The organism is Ktedonobacter racemifer DSM 44963, from assembly GCF_000178855.1.
Classification (GTDB): domain Bacteria; phylum Chloroflexota; class Ktedonobacteria; order Ktedonobacterales; family Ktedonobacteraceae; genus Ktedonobacter; species Ktedonobacter racemifer.
This window is the reverse complement of record NZ_ADVG01000001.1, coordinates 2,133,849-2,156,712: the sequence shown is the minus strand read 5'-3', so window position 1 is coordinate 2,156,712 and position 22,864 is coordinate 2,133,849. Positions and strand designations below refer to the sequence as shown.

Genomic DNA, 22,864 nt, shown 5'->3' with positions numbered 1-22,864 from the left:
ACGTGTGCCAGGAGTTGGCGACGCTGCTGAAGCACGCGTCGCCCCTATTCGTCTATTTCCCTGGGTTTGCTGATCTGTGTGGCGTCGAGATCGGGATTGAGTGTCGATGCGTACTGGGTGTGGACGGTTCATTCTGATTGGTGGCTTGTGGTGGATGTTTGCCAGAAGGATAGGGGGGGGAGGCGCTCATGGATGTTGGGGCTCCAGGCTGGCCGGATTGATTAGAGGTGGCGGGATAGGTGGTTTGTAACTGATACTGGTTATATGGACCAGGGTGTGGCGTCTGGCCAGGAGTGGGTAGTACCTGTCCAGGCTGAACGACGATGTGTGATGGCGCGTCAGGGGTCTGTGTGCCGCGCCGGGTGAAGAGGCTAGTGAATAGCAAGATGACGCCAAGCATGGCCAGGCCACTACCAAGGAGCCAGTCGTTTTCATAACGTCCCCGTGGTTTTTGCAGGAATGTATTGGTCAGGATATTTACTGGCTGATTGCTACTATCATAGCCGATGATTTCTACCGCCTTGTAACCAGTCCCAACGAGCGTGTAATTGGAAGAGTAGGTTGCTGTATCCTTTCCGGTGACGTTAATAGGTTGGGCCGTATCGGAATCGTAACGAAAGATATAGTAGTGTGTAGAGAGCGCGTTGAGCTTATTGGCAGTAACGATATCGGCCACATTCACGACATAAATTTTGGGGTCATTGCTCAACTGAAGATATTCAGTGCCTGAGCTGCTACTGTTGGGAGTAGTGGGATCGCTCTGATAAATAGCGTGCTGAAGTGTTCCCTGTTTGCTGGACTGATAGCCCACGTCGTGAGAACGTGTGCCATAAATCAGGCCACCTATAGCCAGAACGAGTCCAGATAGGATAAGGAGAAGCGAGAACTGCGAGCGACGCATAGAATAAACCTCGTTTCTAAATTGCAAATATAAATGGTGAATTTTAATGCAATTGATGTATGCCGCTCATATTGTATGCTAATCGAGCATAAAAAAATAGGGTGTAGTTCACAAAATTTTGTGATACTACACCCTATCAACTTGTTTTGAGGAGATTTTTGTAGATTAGACCAGCGCGGCCTCGTTGGCGCGTACCGAGAAGTAGGACGACTGCTGGTGATGTACGATGATCGCCGCGGTCGACTGCTCGGGTACGAGCTGATGGGCCTCTGTAAGGTTGATGCCGATGCTCTCGGTGACGGGCAGCACTTTGAAGAGCTTCTCATGATCTACCAGGTCAGGGATGGCGGGATAGCCCCAGCTGTAGCGTCGGCCCCGATCCTCTTCCAGTCCCAGTTCATGGCGCACCAGGCGATTGGTGTACTCGGCCAGGCCCTCCGCCATCTCGACGGCGAGACCATGCACGAAGTAGCCCTCCGAATAGCTGCCTGCCTGCTGCAACTGATCGATATACTCAGAGGCGGCGCGACCCATGGTCACGACCTGGAGCGGTACAACATCGATCTTGCCACTCTTTACTGAGGCGAAGTAGTCGGCCAGGCAGAGGCGCTCGCGCTCGCGCTGGCGTGGGAAGCTAAAACGCGTGAGCTCCCGCCACTGCGAGAGGGGCTTGCCGCTCTCAACCTCGCCAGGCTCGTAGACGATCAGATCATTGCCGCTGGATTGGCAGGGATAATAGCCGTAGACCACGCGAGGTTGCAGATAGCGCAGGCGGCGCGCCTCCTGGAGCATGCGCTCCAGGCGTGGCTTGAAGTCCCGCTCAACGAGGCGCTCAAACTCCTCGCCGTGTGTCTTGCCGCCCCAGTGCAGGCGGTAGAGTGTCTTGAAGTCCATACATTCAGCGACATCTTCTAACCCGATGCGATCAAGCACGCGTGGCCCCCAGAAGGGTGGTGTGGGCAGGGAACGCGCTGGCTGAATGCTCGTCGATGGCCTGGTATCCACTTGAGACTGGCTGTTGGCTGTCTCTTCTTGACCTCTTGCTTTACGCTGGCGTTCGTTCAGGGCCTCCTGCTGGATTTTCTCCACGAAGGTGGAGCGTTGTTCTGGCACGCTGGTCAGGCGATCCATGATGTCGAGTCCCTCGAAGGCATCGCGGGCGTAGAAGACGCCGGGCGCGTAGGGCAGGGGGGCCGCCTCCGCGTTTTGCTCATCGACGAAGAGGATACGCCGCCCAAATGAGCGGTTGATGGCGGCCCCGCCAATGATGACGGGGAAGCTATAACCGCGCTTATGTAGTTCTTTTACGCACAGTGGCATCTGCTTGGAGGTACTGACCAGGAGCGCCGAGAGACCGATGGCGTCGGCGTTAACCTCGATGGCCTTATCAATAATCGTATTGAGTGGGACCTGCTTGCCCAGGTCGTATACCGTGTAACCATTGTTGGTCAGAATCGTATTGACCAGGTTCTTGCCGATATCGTGTACGTCGCCAAAGACGGTTGCCAGCACGACCTTACCCTTGGTATAGCCTTCCTTCTTCTCCAGGTAGTTCTCCAGGTGCGCCACGGACTTTTTCATAACCTCGGCTGACTGAAGTACAAAAGGGAGAATCAGCTCGCCCGCGCCGAAGCGGTCGCCGACATCCTTCATTGCGGGCAGGAGCACCGTATTCAGCACTTCTACGGCTGCCTCGCTGATTGGCGTATCACTGGCCTCGGTGCGTTCCTGAATGATTGCGTCGATAAGCGGCTCGATACCCTCTTTACGCCGGTGCAGGATCTGCCAGTGAATACGCTCGGCAGTATTCATACCCTCGGTCGGATCAACCTTGGCCTCACCCTCGTTCTTCTGTGGGCCGTGCGACTCAAAGTATTCAATAAAGCGTGGCAGGGCTTCAGTGCGATTGAAGATCAGGTCCTCGGCGAGTTGGCGTTGCTCTGTGTCGATCTCGGCGTATGGCTTGATATGGGTCGGATTGACGATAGCCATATCCAGGCCTGCCTTAATCGCGTGATAGAGGAAGACGCTATTGAGCACGGCGCGTGCATGAGGTTTGAGGCCGAAGGAGACGTTACTCACGCCTAGCACGGTCATGACGCCGGGCAGTTCGGATTTGATACGGCGAATGCCCTCCAGGGTGTCGATGCCCGCTGTCTGAAGTTCTTCCTGGCCTGTCGTAATCGTAAAGGTCAGGGGATCAAAGATCAGGGCATTGGGCGAGAGGTCATATTCGTTGACGCAGATGTCATAGATCTTGCGCGCGATCTCGACCTTGCGTTCAATGCTCTTGGCCATGCCCTCTTCATCGATGGTCAACGCTACGAGCGCGGACCCGTGCTCAAGCGCGAGGGGGACCACTTTCTCGATGCGCTGGCGCCCATTCTCCATATTGATAGAGTTGATGATGACGCGCCCGGGATAGATCTCAAGCGCGGCTTGGATGACATCGGCCTCGGTGGAGTCGATGACCAGGGGGGCTTCGATACCCATTGAGAGCTTCTTGACAATTTTGTGCATCTGCTCAGGCTCATCGGTGCGCTCCGTCACGGCCACCTGGACGTCGAGAACGTGCGCGCCTCCCTCGACCTGCTCGCGACCAATCCCTAGCAGCGTGTCATAGTCGTCCTTGAGCAAAGCTTGCTTGGCCTTCTTGCTGCCCTGGGCATTGACGCGCTCGCCGATCAGTAGCGGAGCGGGGTCCTGCTGCATCTCAACGGAGCGAATGGCGCTGGAGACGAGAGGGGGCATAATCTGCTTGAAGTCTTTGTGCTCGATATTCTGATCGGCCTGGGGGCGTGGCTTGCGTGTCACTGGTCGGCAGGCGCGTACGATGGCTTGCAGGTGCTCATGACTGCTGCCACAACAGCCGCCAACGATGTTGACGCCAAACTCCTCGATAAACTCGCGCATCGCCTGGGCCATAGGTTCTGGCTCCAGGGGATAGACGGCCTGCCCATTGACGTTGAGCGGGATGCCCGCGTTAGGGATGGTCGAGATTGGCAGACGACAGTTCTCGGAGAGATAGCGCACCGGTTCGCGCATATACTCTGGACCGGTGGAACAGTTGAGGCCAATGATATCCACGCGCAGGGCGGTGAGGGTCGTGGTCACGGCGGCGATATCGGTTCCCAGCAGCATACGCCCACTGGTATCAAGCGAGACCTGGGCCTGGATGGGTACGCGGCGACCTACCTCTTGCATGGCGCGGCGTAGCCCCGTAATCGCGGCCCGCACCTCTAGGATATCCTGGCTGGTCTCGATGAGTAACACATCGACGCCGCCCTTGAGCAGGGGAATGGCCTGCTCGTGAAAGATCGCAGCCAGTTGCTGATAGGTAATATTGCTGAGCATGGGGTCGTCTGAGGAGGGGAGCATACCGGTGGGCCCTACGGAACCAGCCACAAAACGTGGCTGGCTGGCGGTGCTATAGCGATCAGCCAGACGACGAGCGAGACGTGCCGCTTCAAAATTGACCTCGTAGGTAAGATGCCCAATCTGGTATTCATCGAGCTTGAGTCGGCTGGCAGTAAACGAATCGGTCTCGATGACATCGCAGCCAGCTTCAAAGAAGCCAGTGTGAATCTCTTCAATGACCTGGGGTTTGGTCAGGACCAGATATTCATTGCAGCCCTCTGTCTGCTGACCGCCATAATCCTCGGCTGTCAGCTGGTAGAGCTGGATATTTGAACCCATGGCCCCGTCAAAGATAAGCGGACGACGTGCCAGGGCAGAGAGAAATTGACTCATGGGCAAAACCTGCTTTCAAAGAGATAGGCTAGGTAGGTCACAAATTATTTTTAATGAAGAGCTGATACATCATTGTAGCAGGCAATCATGCAGGTGGGAAACATTGTGTTGCCTCCCATTATACCATGCTTGAAGAATGCTAGAGTAACGAAAAAAGAAAGGTTTTAGTGTAGAATAGATGTGAGTGAATTTTTATGGATGAGTAGCGTGTGTTTTGTAAGAAGAAAAGAGCGACAAGGATCTGTCATGTCAGGTGGTGGGTGTTTGGAGTGGCAAGGGACCTTGATAGGCTTTACTCTTATGCAATGCGAGGTCATGCAGCGCGTGATCCAGTGGCGGATCAAGATGTAATCCATGTGCCTGAGAGGTGCCAGGTGGCTCCAGTTCCCCTTCGCGGAAAGATCAGGATGCATGAAAACCAGAGAGTTTACGCTATTGCAGTATCCTCAGCCGGATCGAGAAATTATTCCGATATCTCGGCAGCCGTTCCTACATCCTGCATATGCGGAAAAACAGTATAACAAGGGGATGCCGAACATGTCAAGTAATTTTACGCTAGGTGTTGAAGAAGAGTTTCAGCTAGTAGACACGCATACTGGAGAGCTACGATCATGTGCGCCCGCGATTTTAGCGCGCGGCTATGAGCAGTTTGGGGAGCAGATTACCTCTGAGGTCTTGCAGGCGACGTTAGAGCTTACCTCAGATGTATTTCCCACGATTGAGGTGGCGCGTCAAGCGCTGAGCGTCTCAAGGGCGAAACTAGCGAAACTGGTGGCGCAAGAAGGCGTAGCATTAATGAGTGCCGGTACCCATCCCAGCTCCTCCTGGAAGGTGCAGAAGCGTAGCGAGGGCGAGCGCTATGATGAGCTTGTCGCGGAATACCAGGATGTGGTGCTCTCGGACCAGATCTTTGGTTTGCATGTACATGTGGGCATTGGCGAGAGCGCGCGTGATCATGAGATAGGCATGAAAGTATTCAGCCAGGCGCGCACGTGGCTGCCACATTTGCTGGCCTTATCCACCAACGCGCCCTTCTGGGAGGGGCGCTATACGGGCCTTAAATCTTATCGCGCCGTCCAGCGACGACGCTTCCCGCGCACCGGTATACCAGATGCCTTCGCCTCCTGGAGCGACTATGAGCGCTATGTGCAGCGCCTGGTCGCGATGGGCGCGATTGATAATGGCAAGAAAATCTGGTGGGATATGCGTCCCCATATCTTTTTCCCCACGCTGGAGTTCCGCATCTGCGATATGCCCGCAACCTTAGAAGATACCCTGGCGATTGCGGCGCTCTGCCAGGCGCTGGTGGCTAAATTGACCTGGCTGAATGAGCGTGGCCGCGAAGTCCCAGTCTTGTCGAGCCATTTCATAGAAGAGAATGAATGGGGTGCGATGCGTTATGGCCTGGATGCCAGGTGGCTCGATTTTACCCAGGAGCGCACCATAAGTATGCGGGCGGCTCTCGCGGACCTGCTTGATTTTGTGGATGAGGTCGTTGCGGAGTTGGGGAGTCGTAAGGAGATAAACTATCTGCGCGCATTGCTCGAAGATAAGCGTGGAACGGGGGCCGACCAGCAGATTGCTGTCTACAAAGAGAGTGGTGACCTGCACCGTGTGGTGAGTTTCTTGTGCGCACAGACGATGCAGGGCATTCAGTCTACTGAAGGCTAGCTCTGCCTATAAAAACGCATTGGTTCGGCTAGGAGTACCTGCTACAGTAAAATTGACGCTGTTTACAGCCGAGAAACGTGTCTCTCTCATGAGGTGGTAATGTGGAGAGAGAGAGGGAGGGAGGACGAACACGTTTATGAAGAAAGAGGTAGAGCTGCACCAATGCGTTGTTTTTTCTGGAAAAGGAATCAGCATTGTGGCTATGGGCTCTCTCTCCTCGTGTAGGAGAATGAATGGATGAGTGAGTCAGAAAAAGCGGTGCCGTTTTCGCTTGGGATAGAGGAAGAATATCAGCTTGTACGCCAGGAGAATGGAGCGCTCAGTTCAAGCGCGCCGTTTGTGCTGGAAAAGGGAGCGCCGTATTTTCAGGAGCAGATCAAGCCTGAAATGCTGCAATCTACCATAGAGTTTATTTCAAGTGTGCTTCCCAACCTGGAGGCGGCGCGAAAAGAGCTCTATACGGCGCGAGCACTACTCTACCGGCTAACCAAGGGCGATGGCCTATCGCTTGTAAGTGCTGGTACCCATCCCAGCGCGGCCTGGCGTGAAGAGCGCCGAACCGAGAAGGAGCGTTATAAAGAGCTTGAAGAAGAGTACCAGGATGTCGGGCGCGCCATTCTGATTTTTGGTCTGCATGTGCATGTTGGCTTGCCAGATAAAGAGATGGCGATTCGCATCATGAACCAGGTACGTACCTGGTTGCCGCACATCCTGGCCTTCTCCGCCAATTCTCCCTTCTGGCAGGGACGCTATACAGGCTTAAAATCGTATCGTACGGTAGTCTGGAAGCGTTTCCCGCGCGGTGGCATGCCTGATGTGATTCCCTCGCGTGCGCATTTTGATCGCTTTGTCCAGGACCTGGTAGATATGAAGTGTATCGATAATGGCAAGAAGATCTGGTGGGATATCCGCCCACACGCCTTCTTCGATACCCTGGAGTTCCGCATTTGTGATATGCCCGCGACCTTAGAAGATACGCTGGCGATTGCGGCGCTCTGCCAGGCGCTGGTGGCCAAACTCGCGCGCCTCAATGAGCGAGGCGAGGGACCCCCAGCCAGTCCCCGCGATTATATCGAGGAGAACAAGTGGCGTGCCATGCGTTATGGCCTCGATGCCGAGGCTATCGATTTTCAGCGGCATCGTAAGCTGCCAATGTGTGACGCGCTTCGCGAATTGCTTGACTATGTTGAAGAGGTAGTTGATGAGCTTGGGAGTCGACGCGAGATCGATTACCTGCGCCAGATCCTTGATGATCCCCAGGGCAACGGAGCGGACCGGCAGATCGCCGTCTATAAAGAGAGTGGAGGCGATATCGAGGCCGTGCAGCGTTTCCTCATCGAACAGACGATGCGCGACGTAGAGCTAACAGAACTCGATTCCCAGGCGCCATTTATGCACTTCATGATGCACTCTCGCATCAGCTAACTCTATGTACAAATTGTCCTGGGTCATAGGTGTGATGGGGCTTGGCGGCCTTCGGCCGCCAAGCCCCATCACACCTATGACCCAGGCGAGCGCCGCGGGCGCGAGAAGTTACTACCCCTTAACGTGTAAGAAAAGAGCTGTGTGGATGTGTAGTTACACATCCACACAGCTCTTTAATTCTTCTTGATGGCAGAGAGTCTGCTCTGTCCCAGTGTCATAAATCAGGGCCAGGTTGTTAACATGGAGATCCCAGGCAAAGTCGCGTGAACTGAGATAGGGAACGATTTGGGAGAGCTTGTGGGCATCGATATCGCCGAAGCCAATAGTAATATGCGGGATCCACTGATTGGGGTGATAGAGTTCTGATCCTCCACTAACAATTCCTGAAAGTTGCAAGGCGCGCCAGAGGGCACGGTGGAACTTACTCAAGCAGTGATTGCGTACGAGGGGGATATAGAGCACAGGGCGCTCACCAGTAAAGAGAGCCAGTCCGGTGGTACGCACATAGAAACAAGAATACTGCGCGGCAAAATCATGCAGGAACGCTTTAAGGTTGGACAGTTGGTAGTCCTGGGCAATATGATACGAGAAATGGGGATAAGGCGTCACATAGACGCCTTGAACGCCGAACTCTCCTTGTAGTTCGGCCCAGAGTTCCTCAATGACCCGGTAATACGTCTCATCAAGTAAAGAAACGATGCCGTGCATGGTCGTATTCCTCTGCAATTGTGGAAAGGTCCGCATGGAATGGGTCAATGCTATTACTACATAGCATACTCCCATTGGCAATATGTAGAAAGCGCTATCATTATAATGCAAAACAGGCTCATGGAGCACCCAATTAGAGAATAGGAGTGTGAAGTGGAAATACCACAGGCATTTCTACTTTACACTTCTAAACTTCTAATCTCTAGAATGCGGCCTCAGCCATGCGATCGATGTGCTTACAGAAGCGCTCGATCTCTTCTTCGGTGTTGTAGTAGTGCAGGGAGGCACGGACCATCTTGTTCAGGTGGCGGCTCTCCATATCCAGGAGTGTTGAGTTATAATCGGAGATAGAGACGTTGATCTTCTCCGTGGTCAGCTGGCGTTTGATCTCTTCAGGGGTGATCCCCTCAATCGTAAAGGTCACGATGCCACACTGGTTGACGCCCCGATCATGCACAATGACGCCAGGTATCGGGCTAAGTTGGGTGCGGAGCTGGTATGCCAGGGCCTTGAGGTGGCGCCAGATATTCTCCAGCCCCCAGTTGAGCGCGTAGTCAACGGCGACTCCCAGACCGATACGACCCGCGACATTCCCCTCCCAGTTCTCGAAGCGCCGCGCGTCTGGGCGCATCTCATAGCTATCCTGCGTCGTCCAGGTAGCGGCGTGCAGGTCAAGCATGGGCGGTTCTAGCTGTTCCAGGAAGGCGCGCCGTACATAGAGAAAACCAGTTCCACGCGGCCCGCGTAGATACTTGCGCCCCGTGGCTGAAAGCATATCACAACCAATTTGTTCGACATCGATAGGCATCTGCCCGACAGACTGGCAGGCATCGACGAGAAAGGGAATAGCATGTTGGCGTGCTAGCTTGCCAATAGCCTGTACTGGATTGACAAGGCCGCCATTGGTGGGGACATGCGTCACCGAGATTAATTTGACGCGCTCATCGAGCATAGACTGAAGCGCCTTGACATCGACCTGCCCATATTTGTCATTAGGGATAGGCTCGACCACGGCTCCTGTCTTACGTGCCACCTGTAAATAGGCGATATAGTTGCTCGCATATTCCGCGATGGAGGTCAGGATACGGTCCCCAGCCTGGAAGCGCATGCCATAGAAGGCCATATCCCAGGCGCGGGTCGCATTCTCTATGAGCGCCACCTCGTCGCGCGAACAGTGAAGCAGGGTCGCAATAGCATCATAGGTATGCTCTGATTGCTCCTGGGCGTGATCGGCGGCCTCATAGCCCCCAATCTGAGCTTCGAGGCGCAAGTGATCCAGCGTGGCGGAGAGGACTGGCTCTGGTAGAAGAGAGGCGCCAGCATTATTGAAGTGCAGCACATTAGCACAGCCTGGCGTCTCCTCCCTGGCGCGTTGTACATCGAAAACGAAAGGCATATCACAGCTTCCTTCTGCTTGACTAGAAATAGACATAGTGCTTTCTTATCTTACCATTCAGGACCGTTCCGCGCGAGTAGGCATGAGGGGAGAATAGTGGTAGCTGTCAGAGAATAGAATGTGGCTTAATGATTAACAAATACATTACAAAATTTGGCCTGGAGGGCTGCCAGGAGTACTAAAGCATGGAGAATGTTGAGATTGTAGACAAAATTCTTTACGATTAATATAGTGACTGACGAAAGTTCCTATTGATCTTGCGGTGAGGGGTTGTCAGAGGCAAAGGGTGGGGAAGTCTATGTTTCAGGCTTCACACATAACGATGTCTGTTTCCACCTGATTTTAGGAATGGTACGAGGAGGTACGTTAGCGATATGCATACAAAAGAGCGAAAAACAGAGATCAAGACCTATAATCTCTGTATTTTAGGCTTTGGCAACGTCGGTCGAGCTTTAGCGCGGCACCTGTTAGCCAAGCGCGAAGATCTGCGGAATGAATATGGTATCGAGTGGCGTGTGACCGGTGTGGCGACCCGGCGTATGGGCTGGATCGCTGATCCTCAAGGGATCGACCTTGAGGCCCTCCTGGCCGGGAATGTGCCACCTACGCAGACAGAGCTGCGTGATGTGCAGGAGTGGCTCCAGGCTGCCCAGGCGGATGTGCTCTTTGAGCTTACATCGACGAATCCTCAGACGGGCCAGCCCGCGATTGACTACATGCGCACAGCTCTGGAACTAGGTGCTCATGTCGTAACCGCGAATAAGGGACCAGTGGTCCATGCCTATGTGGAACTAGAGGAATTGGCGCAACGCAAAGGGAAACGCTTCCTCTTTGAAGCCACAGTCATGGCAGGCGCGCCGATCTTTTCCCTCTATCAAAACTCGCTCCCCGCGACCAAGCTCATGCGTTTTCGCGGCCTGCTTAACTCCACCTCAAATGTCATTATTAACGAGATGGAGCAGGGCAAAAATTTTGCGGAGGCAGTCAAACGAGCGCAGGAACTGGGTATCGCTGAGACCGACCCCAGTCTGGATGTCGATGGCTGGGATGCGACGGTCAAGCTCTGTGCGATTGCTAATGTCTTGATGGACGTTCCGCTCAAGCTCGAAGAGGTCCAGCGTGAGGGTATCCGCGAACTCCAGCCCGCCGAGTTGCAGCGTGCGCGTGCCGCGGGCACGCCCTACAAGCAGGTGGCGACGCTTGAACGCGTGGGGCAGGATGTCGTGGCACGCGTCCAAACAGAGCAGGTAGAGGCCGGCGATCCCCTGGCGGCGGTTAGCCCGGCCTCCATGCTAGCCCACATGGAGATGGATATCGTACCAGGAGGCCTGACAGTCACGCTTCACCTGCCCGAAGATGAGACCGCGGGGCCCGACGCGACCGCCTATGATGTCATGGCAGACTTTATTCGCGCAGTCTCTGCGTAATTAGCAGTCATATATAACGTAGTGTGTATATGGTATGGGGCGTGCAGGGAGCCTATGGCTCCCTGCACGCCCCATACCATATACACACAGGCGAGCGCCGCAGGCGCGAGAAGTCACGCCAAAAGTTCGCTTGCCTACACAGGTTCATCAATGGGAGGCAGGCCGATAATGGTGTAGTCACGTGGGTGCTCCACCAGGAAGCGATACTCTACTTTATACTCACCACTTGGAGGGAGCGTGAACTGCCAGGTATACAGCGAGAGCTTGGTCTGCTCGGTTGGCGCTGGTTGCACATGAAGTGTCTTAATTTTAACGCGTTCATGTTGAGGAACAGGCAGGTGATCGCGCAACACGATCTGGCGTGGGAAGGACGTGAAGTTGGAAATGGTGATACGGTAGCCATAGGTCAGGCGGCGCAGATCATTTTGTAGTAGAACCCCCTTATCGACGGCGCGCTCCGTCAGCTTGCGCTCAACCTTGATGCTGTCGTCGATTCCGAGAAAGATTTTGAAGCGCTCGGAGTGAGCGGTTTGTTTGACCTGGGAGGTACCAACATATTCGCCTTTCAGGAAGATATGAGTTGTACCGGGTAGAATGACGCGCTCAGTGGTATTGGTAATGGTGGCGCGCAGATGCACATTCTCCTCCAGAGAGGGAGCCGAGACATAGTCAAATGTGCAGGGAAGGCGATCAAGCGCGATAGTTGTTTTATGCGGCGAGCCATTCGAGGGAATATCGACGGAACGCGCGACGCGGAAGACATAAGCGGTGCCTGTATTCTCCACGGATGCCGTAGCCATTTGTGCGGGCTGGGACATGGCTGCCGCTGGTGCTGCGGCGGCTGCCGGTGGTGGCATATCCATATTCTCCATGTGCGCACTCGTCCCGGTAGAAATAGCTGCGCTCTTCAGGGCGCGTGCGGCATAGACCGGGGTAGGCGTAAAGGTATTGATATACCAGGGCTTAAGCTCGGGCAAGACCGAGGCCAGGCTGGGGCGGGCGGTGGAGAGTGAGAGCCGGACATTGCTCCAATCTTCATCGGTACGTTGGGTGACTACACCCAGATAAGTTAGTTCAACCTCGCCACGATTGCCGTCCTCGTTGAGCTGGACACGAACATCGTACTGGGGCTGCCACGAGGCCCCCATAACCATGTAGGAGATTTCTAGCGTTATGTCGCCCTCTTGTGGCATCTCAAGCGCGACTACGGCCGCGAGACGGTCAGTTGTGCCGCTGTTTTGTGTCTGTGTGTATTCGCGGCGGCGGGCCTGAATTTCTTTCTGAATACGCTGAACCTGCACATCCAGATCCAGGGCCTCTTCCGCATCCTGCTGGGCTTGCTGCGAGGCGAAGCGAAAGAAGTCCGCACAGTCCTGGGGCTTCATCTGCCCACGGGCCAGGCCACGCGCGAAATCGGTCGCCTGCTCGCCAAGGGAACGCAGCCACTTGCGTCGATCCTGTAACGCCTCCTGGCGCGCTTTCAACAGCTTTGCCTGCTGCTCCAGGTGCTCAATTTCTACCTCTAGCTTCAGTAGATCATCGCGCGTCGTAAAGCTATGATAGGCGGTGGTAATATCAACATTGAGAATGCGCATGCCCTGCGGACCCTGGCCGGAGGCTCGGAGTGATTCACGAAGAAAGGGCGGCAGATCATTGATGCGCACGTCATGTTCGCCCTGGGCCAGGTGCATGGTGCCTGCGCGTGTGACGAGGGCGCGGTCATTATAAACAGTTACCTCGGTAATGGGAGCCTGAATATCATTCGCTGGCATAGGTAGGAGTCTCCTTCTGTACTGCGTTCTTCGTCTTACATACGTGCGAGCACCGTTGCCGGTTAGCGGCAGCCTGGATGTAGAGAATAGCACATTATGCTGCTTTTTACTAGATATCTCGTGAACTATAGTTGTGTTTCAGAACTACATAAATCTTATTTTTATGCCTGTGTTTGCTCGCAAGCTCGCCTGAGTGTAAGGTGTGTGGTGGCGGGTAGGCTTTGCCTACCCGCCACCACACACCTTACACTCAGAGCGCCGCAGGCGCGAAGACCCTTCAGAAGAGTAGGAAGAGTGGATATCTGAGAACGCGATGATATCCTGCTTTTGACAACTAAATGAGAATAGAGTAATGTACGGATGTTCAAGCCTAACATTCAGGAATTGATGGCAGTAGAGGGAAACAATCCATGACGACGCCCGCACGCAAACAATATTTACGCATCAAGAGCCAGTACCCCGACACCCTGCTTATGTACCAGGTGGGGGACTTCTTTGAAACCTTCGATGAGGATGCGCGGATCGCCGCGCGCGAACTCCAGATCGTGCTCACCAGTCGTATGTACGGCAACGAGGCTGTACCCCTGGCCGGAATCCCTCTGCATGCCTTAAATAACTATATTGGCAAACTGATCACTGCGGGCTATAAAGTTAGTGTGTGTGAGCAGGTGGGAGAGGTTGGCCGGGGCGTGGTAGACCGGGCCGTGACACGAATTTTAACGGCGGGCACGCTATCAGAGCCAAATCTCCTGCCAGCACGCCAGAATAACTACCTGGTGGCTATCGCCATGGGACGCGTGCAGACCGCGTTAGCGGCAGTGGATGTCAGTACCGGCGAGTTTCTTGTGACCTGGTTTCGCTCCGAGGAGCTACCAGTCGCGCTGGACGCCGAGCTTCAGCGTCTCAACCCGGTTGAATGCTTGCTTGCTGAAGGGAGTAACCGCGAGGCGTATCGCTTTCCTACGCAGACGGTGACGGTAACCGCGTGCCCTGGACACTTCTTCAATTCCGAGATGGCGCAGGATCGGCTCTGTAAGCTGTTTGGTGTGCAATCACTCGAAGCATATGGATGCGCACATATTCCCCAGGCTGTGGCCGCCGCGGGCGCAATTGTTACCTACCTGGAAAAGATGAATAACGGTCTGCTCGCCCTCCTGACTGGCCTGAAATCCTATCGCACCAGCAGCTATATGGTGCTGGATGCCCATACCCAGCGCAACCTGGAACTCCTTCAGGGCACGCGCAGTGGTAGTGTGCAGGGAAGCCTGCTGGGTGTGCTCGACCGTACTATTACCCCTATGGGCGCGCGTGAGATGCGCAAGACCATTACCCAGCCCCTGCTCGACCTCAATGAACTGGATGCGCGGCTGGGAAGCGTCGAGGAACTCTTTGAGAGTCCAGCATTGCGTAGCCGCTTTACCATGAGCTTGCAGGTCTTTAGCGATATGGAGCGTATCGCCGGGCGCATTCGCCAGGGGACCGCCGTGCGCAACGAGGTTTTGGGCTTGCGCGACAATCTTGAGCACGTCCCCGAGTTGCGTGAACTCTTGCGTGGCTGCGAGGCACTGCTCCTGCGCGAACTGGCCGAGGAGATGCAGGATTGTCAGGAGGTCATCGACCTGGTAGACCGCGCCTTGATGCGTTCGGGCGAGGAGGATGAGCATGGCGATGATGGGCGCTTGATTCGCCAGGGCTATGATACAGAGCTGGATGAACTCTTTGCCTCCATTCGTGACTCGCGCCGCTGGATGGTCTCTCTGGAGGGGCGAGAACGTGAGCGGACAGGCATCAAATCTCTGAAAGTCGGCTTTAACAAGGTCTTTGGCTACTATATTGAAGTAAGCAATGCCAACTTGAAACTGGTGCCCGGCGACTATATGCGCAAGCAAACGCTAGTCAACGCTGAGCGCTTTATCACGCCTGAGCTGAAAGAGCATGAGGCGCGCATCCTGAGCGCCGTCGAGCGCATCGAAGAGATGGAAAAGGGGCTCTACGGGGAGGTTCTGCGTCAGATTAGCGTCTACTATGCGCAGCTAGCTCACACGGCCAGACTTGTGGCCCGGGTCGATGTCCTGTTGAGCTTCGCCGTGGTCGCGGTTCACCAGGGCTATACGCGTCCCCAGTTGGAGCAGGGACATGGCATTGATATTCGCGATGGACGGCACCCGGTCGTTGAATATGCCCTGGATGGCGACGTCTTCATTCCCAATGATACACAGATGGAGGCCGACGAGGGGAGGCGTATTATGTTGCTGACTGGCCCCAATATGGCAGGCAAGTCGACCTACTTGCGCCAGGTAGCACTGATTACGCTCATGGCGCAAATTGGTAGCTTTGTGCCAGCCAGGCAGGCGCGGATAGGGGTTGTCGACCGGATCTTCACTCGCGTTGGAGCCGAGGATGATATCGCAGCCGGCAAGAGCACATTTATGGTTGAGATGGAGGAGACGGGAACCATCCTGCATCATGCCACGCCCCATAGTCTGCTCATCCTCGACGAGATCGGGCGTGGGACCAGTACCTATGATGGGCTGGCCATCGCCCGCGCCGTGGTGGAGCACCTGCATAGCCGCTTAAAAGCGCGCACGCTGTTTGCGACCCATTATCATGAACTGGCGGCTCTCGCTGAAGAGCTGCCCCATCTCTGTGTCCATGCTATGGCGATCAGTGATGAGGATGAGCATGCTAGCATTGTGTTTCTGCACAAAGTCGTCGAGGGGAGCGCGGGCAAGAGCTACGGCGTACATGTCGCGCGCCTGGCGGGGATGCCCATGAGTATTGTGGAGCGCGCCGAAGAGATTTTATACCAGCTAGAGGAGGGGCAGCAGGCCAGTGATAGTCGTTTAATCCTCCTCCCGGAGCGCGAGGAGCATATGGGGGTGGAGAGCAATGGGCGGGTGGCGGAGTCGCAGGCGAGCTATCATTGGCAGAGTGAGGAGGCTCGACAGATCGCGCAACGCCTGGAGGCTGGCGAGGGGAGCTCTGACGACCTGGAGCTGATTAACCTGTATGCTATTACGCCCCTGGATGCCCTGAACCTATTATCCTTGCTACAGAGCTGTCAGAAGAAACGTACTGGAAGGCGAGCATGAGTCAGTTGTACGAGCGAGAAGAAAACAATCTGGGGCAGCGTCCAGCCCGCAGGCCAATCGTGGTCTTACCCGACGAGGTCGCCGAGCGCATAGCGGCGGGCGAGGTCATCGAGCGCCCGGTATCCGTTATTAAAGAACTGGTTGAGAATGCTTTAGACGCCCGGGCCTGTGCGATACGGATCGAGGTACGTGGCGGCGGGTTGCGCCTCATGCGTGTCAGCGATGACGGCACTGGCATCCTTGAGGACGAGTTGGAGCGGGCCTGCCTGCGGCATAGCACCAGCAAGCTCTCGACCATTGAGGATCTGGGGCGCTTGGGAACGCTTGGATTTCGTGGCGAGGCCCTGGCGAGCATCGCCACCATTGCCGAGATGACCCTTGAGAGCCGTGCCAGCGAAACCGAAGATGAAAGCGAAGAACGCCCTGCCCAGTTTATAACCCTGCGTGGTGGCGAGGTGGTTGAGCGTGGACGCAAGGCCCGGGTTCCTGGAACTACGGTGACGGTGCGTGATCTCTTCTTTAACGTGCCCGCGCGCCTGAAATTTATTCGTGGAGCGCGTACCGAGAATGGGCATATTCTCCACTATATACGGCGCTACGCCCTGGGCTATCCAGGGGTGCGCTTTACGCTGGTGCTTGATGAGCATATCGCCTTACAGACAAGCGGCTCGGGTGAGCTAAAAACCGCGCTGACTGAAATCTATTCCCTGCCACTCAATGAGATGCTCTACGAGGTGGAGCGAGGCGCAGGCGAGCAGTATCGTGTGCATGGCTACATTGGGAATCGTGTGCTGGCGCAGAACAATCGCCAGTACGTCACGCTCTTTGTGAATGGACGCTGGGTCCAATCGCGTGTGCTCTATGACGCCGTAGAGAAGGGCTATCGCGGCTTGCTAGCTAAAGGGAAGCATCCTCTACTCGTGCTCTTTATCGAGGTCGCCCCCGACGAGGTCGATGTCAATGTGCACCCGGCCAAGACCGAGGTGCGCCTGTTCCGTGAGCGGGAGGTGCTCGAACTCTTGACGGAAGCGGTCCAGGCCGTTCTGGAGCGTAGTCCTGTCCTACCGGAGGAGATTAAATTTCCCGGACCGATCCTGGCGACCCAGCGCAGGCTGCCCGGGGCGCGCCGCAGGGGGCTGCATATGAGCGAGACCGCTGAGGATTACCTGGCGGAGGCCGCGCCCCCTGCCTCAGCCGAGGCAATTGCCCAGTTATGTCCCCTGGCCCAGTTGCAGCGCGCGGTGATTCTGGCTGAGGCTCCTGATGGCAGCCTCTACCTCGTTGATCAGCACCGGGCGCATGAGCGTGTGATCTATGAGCATCTGCGTCAGCGTTATGCTCATGGCATCGATTCGGCAGAGGACGAGGAGGGCGAGGCCGTTAATGGGCATCTCCTGTTGGAGCCAGTCATTGTTGAGCTGAAGCGCCACCAGGCGGAACTGCTCGAAGAGCGCCTCCCCATGTTGCGTGGTCTGGGTCTGGAGTGTGAGCGCTTCGGTGGACGCAGTTTTCTTGTGCGCTCGATTCCAGGCGGCGAGGGCTATGAGCAGCTTGTGGGGCAGGTTGAGGACCTGGTACAGATCGCCGCCGAAGATAACGAGGATTGGGAGCACAGCCTCTTGATCGGCCTGTCCTGTCGCTCGGCCCTGCGGCGGGGCCGCGAACTCAGCCAGGGCGAGCAACAGTCGCTTCTGACCTCCCTGGCACGCGCCTCCGTGCCAGCAGTATGCCCGCATGGCAGCCCGATCCTGCTCCATTATAGCCGCAGCTTTCTTATAGAGAAGTTCGACTGGTAGGAGACGCTTAGTGGCGTACCCCTCTCGCGGTCAACTCGGCGATGATCAGGAAGAGCAGATCGAGCACGACCAGGACGACCAGGGCAAAATCGATGCGCGAGGCCATAAATGTGCTCAGAGAGAGCACGCGTGCCAGGTGATTGGTGTACCAGAGGAGGCCGAGAGCTAGCAAGAGACATGTACAGAGGCCGACCATAAACCAGCGCGCTCCCGTCCAGTCCTGGCGACTGGGCCAGAGTTCAGAGGTGACCGTCAGGATCAGGTAGGGCGCGAAGATAAGCGTCCACCAGGGCCAGTCAGGGCGGAGCAGTTGCCAGTTCTGGTGCGCGTCGAGGGGAATGTCCCAGAGATTATAGCCAGTCGCGATCCAATAGAGGAAAGCGAACATGGCGGTGCCCCCAAAGAGCGGCGCAATGCCGCTGAGTCCATCCCCCACATAGCTGATAAGCTTTCCCTGGGGACGAACGTATTGTACCTCGCCCAGTTGCAGCGATTGGCGTCCGCCGCTCCGCACGACGCGTCCATATCGGTCGCGTGCCGTAGTTGATTGTACACGGAAGAGCGTGATACTGGTGATGCGAAAGCCGAAGGGTGTGAAGAGCAGGACGACTGCCGCGTGACTGAGTTCATGCAGCATTACACCAGGGGCATTGATCCAGAACCAGATGAGCCGGCCACGCTCGCCCAGCAGCCAGTACCCGATCTCGTCTACCCGCCGGCGCAAGGCCCTGCGCGTGGCACGTAGAAGTAGGAAAAGCACCAGGACACCGCACAGGGTGAGCCAGGGCTGATAGGGTGCGATTTGTTCTATAATTTGCGTCTGGGTATCCATGCACTCTCCTGGTTGCTATGCTAAACAACGACCTCATCAATGTGGCTGTGGTTTAGACTGGATCAGTCTGCTATGTATTGTAGATGCTGAACCTGTATAGCGTCAACAAATATGTTCGACTACACCCTCTCTTCCTGTTCCTGGTGTATGACCACGTGTTCCAGTGGTGTGACCACGGGCGCTGCCTGTTGGCGATCCGTGAGCTTATGTTTGCGCTCAAAGTAGATACACCACAGGCCAAAGGCCAGGTGAAATCCGGCCAGCAGGTAGAGGACCCGGTCAATACCAAAGAGGTCGGAGGCGGCCCCTAGAAAGAGTAGGACCGGGATAGAGCAGGCGCTATAGAGCACGATTTGCAGCGAGAGCACACGTCCCTTGAGCTTATCGGGTGTCAGTTCCTGAATGGCGGTCTGCGAGGGAATATTGATAAAGTCCAGCGCGATGCCAGCCGCGAGCATCAAGACGGCGACCATGATCATCAACCAGGGATTGCCACGCCAGCTTTGCGGCGCAAGCAGGCGCACAACCAGGGTGAGCAGGGGAATGATCGCTGTGGCAAGTGTCAGGCCCAGTGCACCGAAGTGGATGGTGCGATATTGTCCCAGGCGCTTGACCAGTTGCGGCATCAGTAGCGAACCGGCGATCAGGCCGATACCGGCAGGCGCAAAGACAATCGGCATCGTATTGGCTGGAAGGCTCAGCAGATCTTTCACCATTGGAGTTGCGATCTCACTGATGACAAAGATAATCACGCCCGCGAAGGAGAGCTGTACGACCGCCAGGAAGAGTGGCTTATTGGTGCGCACGAAGTTCCATCCCTGAGCCATTTCTTGCCAGATATGTCCCATAGCCCCAATGGTTTGCGCGGTCAGATCGTCATCCTTGGGCGTTTGTATATGAGGGGCAAAGCTCTTGTTTGGAATGAGGAGAATAAGTCCGGAGCAGACGAGATAGAGCAGCGCCGTCGCCGCGTAGATCTGCACAAAAGGGTCGAGTGTCAGGCCAAAGAGATGAAAGGTCGGCAGGAATAGCAAGGCGAGCGGTGTGATGACCACAAAGCCCAGGGCCTGCGAAATCATGATCGTAATATTGAAGAGGGAGAGCGCGGGCATGAGCTCCTCGTTATTGACGAGCATCGGAATGGTGGCAGATTCAGCGGGCGCGAAGAACTGGCAAATAGTAGAAACAATAAATGAGAGCGCGTAAACGGGTAGCAGGGCATTGTGATTAAAGAGTAGCGAGAGCACGAAAATAAGACTGACGATGCCGCGTAAACAGTTGCTGCTCCAGAGCACCTTGCGCTTCGACATCCGATCAACAAGAACCCCGGCGGGCGCGCCAAAGAGCACCGCGGGCAGGCTGAAGCTGATAATGGCCAGCCCCAACTGTGTCGTCGATTGGGTGATTGCTTCAATGAGGAGCATGATGGCACAGTTGGAGGCATTAAAAATTGTTTGTGAGATGAGTTGGGCCAGCCAGAGGCGCAAAAAATCGGGCTTGCGGAGAAGGGTGAGAAAGCCTCCTCCAGGTTTGGCTACTGCCATACAGGTGTTCTCCTTTATGAGCATATGCTCGTGGGCGTCGAGGGAAAACTCACCCAGATCTGTGAAGAGGTGCCGGGTGAGGATGTTAGAGGCGATCGCGGATTTAGAGCTCATATGGATCAAAGTCGTCTTCTGGCTTGGGAAGGCGGGGTAAACGCTGTTTCATGCGACGCTCAACCTCGGAGCGTGGAAGGAGAATGTGGCGACCGCAGGTCTCGCAGCGCAAGCCGATGTCCGCTCCCAGGCGATAGACCTCCCAGTCAAAACCACCACAGGGATGCTTCTTACGCAGGCGCAGGCGATCGCCGATCTCAAACTGTACTGGCTCCATAATATGTATGTCCTCTACTATCTTTTACTGGTAGAGATGATGTTCGCGAATGTATTCTGTCACAGCATCAGGCATTTGATAACGTATGGGACGTCCCTGGGCGACACGCTGGCGTAGATCAGTTGAAGAGATCTCCAGCATGGGAGCCTGCACGAGACGCAGACGTCGTGTGATACCAGGCAAACGCTCCTCTAGCTTTGTATTATACTCCGTGTTGTCCAGATTATCCTGATCGAAGGGGTTCCCAAGCGCCCCAGACGCTGAATAGCCGGGGCGGCCCACCGCAACGAGCGCGGTCAACTGTGCAAGAATGCCCTCGGGATCATGCCATTTGTGTAGATCAAGCAGGCTATCCCAGCCAATAATAAAATAGAAGCAGGCCCGGGAACCGAGCTGCTCGCGCAGGCGCTTCAGGGTATCAGTGGTGTAAGATGGGCCAGCCCAATCCACCTCGATGCGCGAGCAGGCAAAAAAAGGATTCGAGGCAATGGCGCGCTCGACCATGGCGAGGCGATGCTGGGCCGGAGTGAGGTGATGCGTACGTTTATGTGGGGGCTGCCCGGTCGGAATAAAAAGAATATATGAGAGATTCAGCGCGACGCGAACCTCCTCTGCAACCGCCAGGTGGGCATTATGAATAGGATCAAAGGTGCCTCCCATAATACCAATATGCTCAACTGATTGCGTGTGCTGTGATCTCTGCTGCTCTTCCAACGGTATCTCTTCCTCCTCGGGAATGGACGTAATTGCTCGCGCCTGCGGCGCTCGCGGGTAGGTGATGTGATTGTATGCTGACAGCCTCTGGCTGTCAGCATACAATCACATCACCTATTCCCAAAAAAGCTTTGGTGTATGCTTGCTATATATTGCCAGCTAGTTCGGTTACCGTCAACTCAGCATCAGGCAGGGCGTGATAGAGCGCAAACATCACATCGGTAATCGTATCTGTCTGCTCAACGCTGATCCAGAAACGTAGGGTCAGTGTGACTTTTTGCGCAGCAAAGCTCGTAAAGTGTACGCCTGGTTCGGGCTTGGGAATCACAGCTGGAATTTCCTTAAGCTCGCGGAGAATGATGGCGGCTGTCTCGTCCTTCACAAACTTGTCTTGCGGCAAGGTAATCGTGATGGCGGCGCGGCGCTCTCCATAGTATGAGCTATTGACGACCACGTTATTGAAGAGATAGGCATTGGGGATCATGATCTCCTCACCGGAGAGCTGGCGAACCTTCGTTGCGCGCAACTGAATATCCTCTACGCGCCCGGTGTAGTTGACGCCAACGCTATTGGTTGTGATGATATTGCCAATGTAGAAGGGGCGCTCAACCAGGAGGTAGAAGCCGGAGAAGAGATTTTTGACGATGTCCTGAATTGAGACCGTGATCGCAACCGTCAGGGCGCCCAGGATCGTCAAGGGGGCTGTGATGGGGATATTCCAGATTGAGAGCAGGACAAAGAGCACGATAATTAGCGTGACAAGGTAGAAGATGCGCCCGATAAGCGTGCGAATGTTGATATCGATGCGATTCTCGCCCAGCGAGCGAACAATTAGGTCACGAACGGTACGCGCCGTGCCCAGGCCCAGGGCGATGACCAGGATTGTCCAGAAGAAGGTCCAGAAGAGATGCCAGAGCGTGTTAGGGAGATTGCCTGAGTCAATTTTGAGGGTGGTACCAATGCCATCTATCCAATCCTTAAAGTGATTGAAGCCCCAATCGTAGATAATAGGCGCAATCAGCAGGACAATGATCACGGGCGGAAGAATGATGAGTAGTCCAAGCGTTTCGATAATCCAGGCGTCGAGCACCGTTTTCTTCAAGCGTGCCCTGAGCCTGCGGCGGAACTGCAAGCCTAGAAAGACCGCTATCAATGTAGCGGCAACGAGGATAATGATGCGAAATACCGGCTGTATCATACTCTTTAACCAGATAGAATTAATAAGCCCCTGTGCCAAAATCATCCGAACTACGAGAACCCTTCTAGAGCGCTAACCAGATGGAGACGCCAGATAACACACATCCTGTATTTTGCCATGATTGGTAGGCGCAAGTTTATGTTTACGCGCCTCTCATGGCAAAATCACAGGATGATGAAATGTCTGTGATTTTTGTGTGTCCTGTTTATTCTGAGCGCATTATATCATATGGAAGCTGAGAGAAGACCGCGCGGATCTGGCGAGGGGTGAGAAGAGTACCATTTGGCAGGAAGCCACAACTGGTCGC

General features: G+C 55.2%; 15 protein-coding genes. 5 read left to right on the top strand and 10 right to left on the bottom strand.

Going from position 1 to position 22,864, the window contains the following annotated elements:
* Positions 1 to 52: 52 nt before the first annotated feature.
* Both KRAC_RS09360 and metH read right to left on the bottom strand, forming a co-directional pair.
* Entirely contained in the window at positions 53 to 901 is an 849-nt protein-coding gene (locus KRAC_RS09360) for a hypothetical protein (protein WP_007906376.1), read from the bottom strand.
* A 165-nt stretch (positions 902 to 1,066) separates the two neighbouring features.
* On the bottom strand, positions 1,067 to 4,651 hold the full coding sequence (gene metH, locus KRAC_RS09355; RefSeq protein WP_007906375.1) for a methionine synthase: 3,585 nt from the start codon (positions 4,649 to 4,651) through the stop codon (positions 1,067 to 1,069).
* A gap of 537 nt (positions 4,652 to 5,188) precedes the next feature.
* Here metH and KRAC_RS09350 point away from each other — a divergent pair.
* Together KRAC_RS09350 and KRAC_RS09345 are read left to right on the top strand one after the other, a co-directional pair.
* Positions 5,189 to 6,322, top strand: coding sequence for a carboxylate-amine ligase (locus tag KRAC_RS09350; protein ID WP_244421995.1), 1,134 nt, complete (start codon positions 5,189 to 5,191; stop codon positions 6,320 to 6,322).
* A 237-nt stretch (positions 6,323 to 6,559) separates the two neighbouring features.
* Positions 6,560 to 7,747, top strand: a complete 1,188-nt coding sequence (locus tag KRAC_RS09345) for a carboxylate-amine ligase (RefSeq protein ID WP_007906372.1) — start codon at positions 6,560 to 6,562, stop codon at positions 7,745 to 7,747.
* A 153-nt stretch (positions 7,748 to 7,900) separates the two neighbouring features.
* Here the strand turns inward: KRAC_RS09345 and KRAC_RS09340 are convergent, their stop codons facing one another.
* Positions 7,901 to 8,455, bottom strand: coding sequence for a 2'-5' RNA ligase family protein (locus KRAC_RS09340; RefSeq protein ID WP_007906371.1), 555 nt, complete (start codon positions 8,453 to 8,455; stop codon positions 7,901 to 7,903).
* A 202-nt stretch (positions 8,456 to 8,657) separates the two neighbouring features.
* Positions 8,658 to 9,851 carry an aminotransferase class V-fold PLP-dependent enzyme gene (locus tag KRAC_RS09335; protein ID WP_007906364.1) on the bottom strand — a complete coding sequence of 398 codons (1,194 nt, stop codon included), beginning with the start codon at positions 9,849 to 9,851 and terminating at the stop codon, positions 8,658 to 8,660.
* A gap of 374 nt (positions 9,852 to 10,225) precedes the next feature.
* Between KRAC_RS09335 and KRAC_RS09330 the strand changes: the two genes are divergently transcribed.
* On the top strand, positions 10,226 to 11,278 hold the full coding sequence (locus tag KRAC_RS09330; protein WP_007906363.1) for a homoserine dehydrogenase: 1,053 nt from the start codon (positions 10,226 to 10,228) through the stop codon (positions 11,276 to 11,278).
* A gap of 134 nt (positions 11,279 to 11,412) precedes the next feature.
* On the opposite strand, the gene KRAC_RS09325 is transcribed toward KRAC_RS09330, so the two are convergent.
* Positions 11,413 to 13,050 (bottom strand): mucoidy inhibitor MuiA family protein, encoded by a 1,638-nt coding sequence (locus KRAC_RS09325; protein ID WP_007906362.1) that lies wholly within the window; start codon positions 13,048 to 13,050, stop codon positions 11,413 to 11,415.
* A gap of 410 nt (positions 13,051 to 13,460) precedes the next feature.
* On the opposite strand from KRAC_RS09325, the gene mutS reads away from it, so the two are divergent.
* Positions 13,461 to 16,142, top strand: coding sequence for a DNA mismatch repair protein MutS (gene mutS, locus KRAC_RS09320; protein WP_007906360.1), 2,682 nt, complete (start codon positions 13,461 to 13,463; stop codon positions 16,140 to 16,142).
* A complete protein-coding gene (gene mutL, locus KRAC_RS09315; protein WP_007906358.1) occupies positions 16,139 to 17,938 on the top strand; it encodes a DNA mismatch repair endonuclease MutL in 1,800 nt (599 codons plus the stop codon). The genes mutS and mutL overlap by 4 nt, the downstream gene beginning before the upstream one ends.
* Positions 17,939 to 17,945: 7 nt before the next feature.
* Here the strand turns inward: mutL and KRAC_RS09310 are convergent, their stop codons facing one another.
* The 5 genes from KRAC_RS09310 to KRAC_RS09290 form a co-directional block, all read right to left on the bottom strand.
* Entirely contained in the window at positions 17,946 to 18,770 is an 825-nt protein-coding gene (locus KRAC_RS09310) for a hypothetical protein (RefSeq protein WP_007906357.1), read from the bottom strand.
* 119 nt (positions 18,771 to 18,889) lie between these two features.
* Positions 18,890 to 20,314: an MFS transporter gene (locus KRAC_RS09305; RefSeq protein WP_157506364.1), complete on the bottom strand. Its 1,425-nt coding sequence runs from the start codon at positions 20,312 to 20,314 to the stop codon at positions 18,890 to 18,892.
* 103 nt (positions 20,315 to 20,417) lie between these two features.
* Positions 20,418 to 20,645 (bottom strand): DUF951 domain-containing protein, encoded by a 228-nt coding sequence (locus tag KRAC_RS09300; RefSeq protein WP_007906355.1) that lies wholly within the window; start codon positions 20,643 to 20,645, stop codon positions 20,418 to 20,420.
* A 24-nt stretch (positions 20,646 to 20,669) separates the two neighbouring features.
* Positions 20,670 to 21,359 (bottom strand): nicotinate-nucleotide adenylyltransferase, encoded by a 690-nt coding sequence (nadD, locus tag KRAC_RS09295; RefSeq protein WP_007906354.1) that lies wholly within the window; start codon positions 21,357 to 21,359, stop codon positions 20,670 to 20,672.
* A gap of 145 nt (positions 21,360 to 21,504) precedes the next feature.
* The gene (locus KRAC_RS09290) at positions 21,505 to 22,557 is read right to left on the bottom strand and encodes a mechanosensitive ion channel family protein (RefSeq protein WP_040442193.1); all 1,053 of its coding nucleotides are present in this window, start codon (positions 22,555 to 22,557) and stop codon (positions 21,505 to 21,507) included.
* Positions 22,558 to 22,864: the final 307 nt, after the last annotated feature.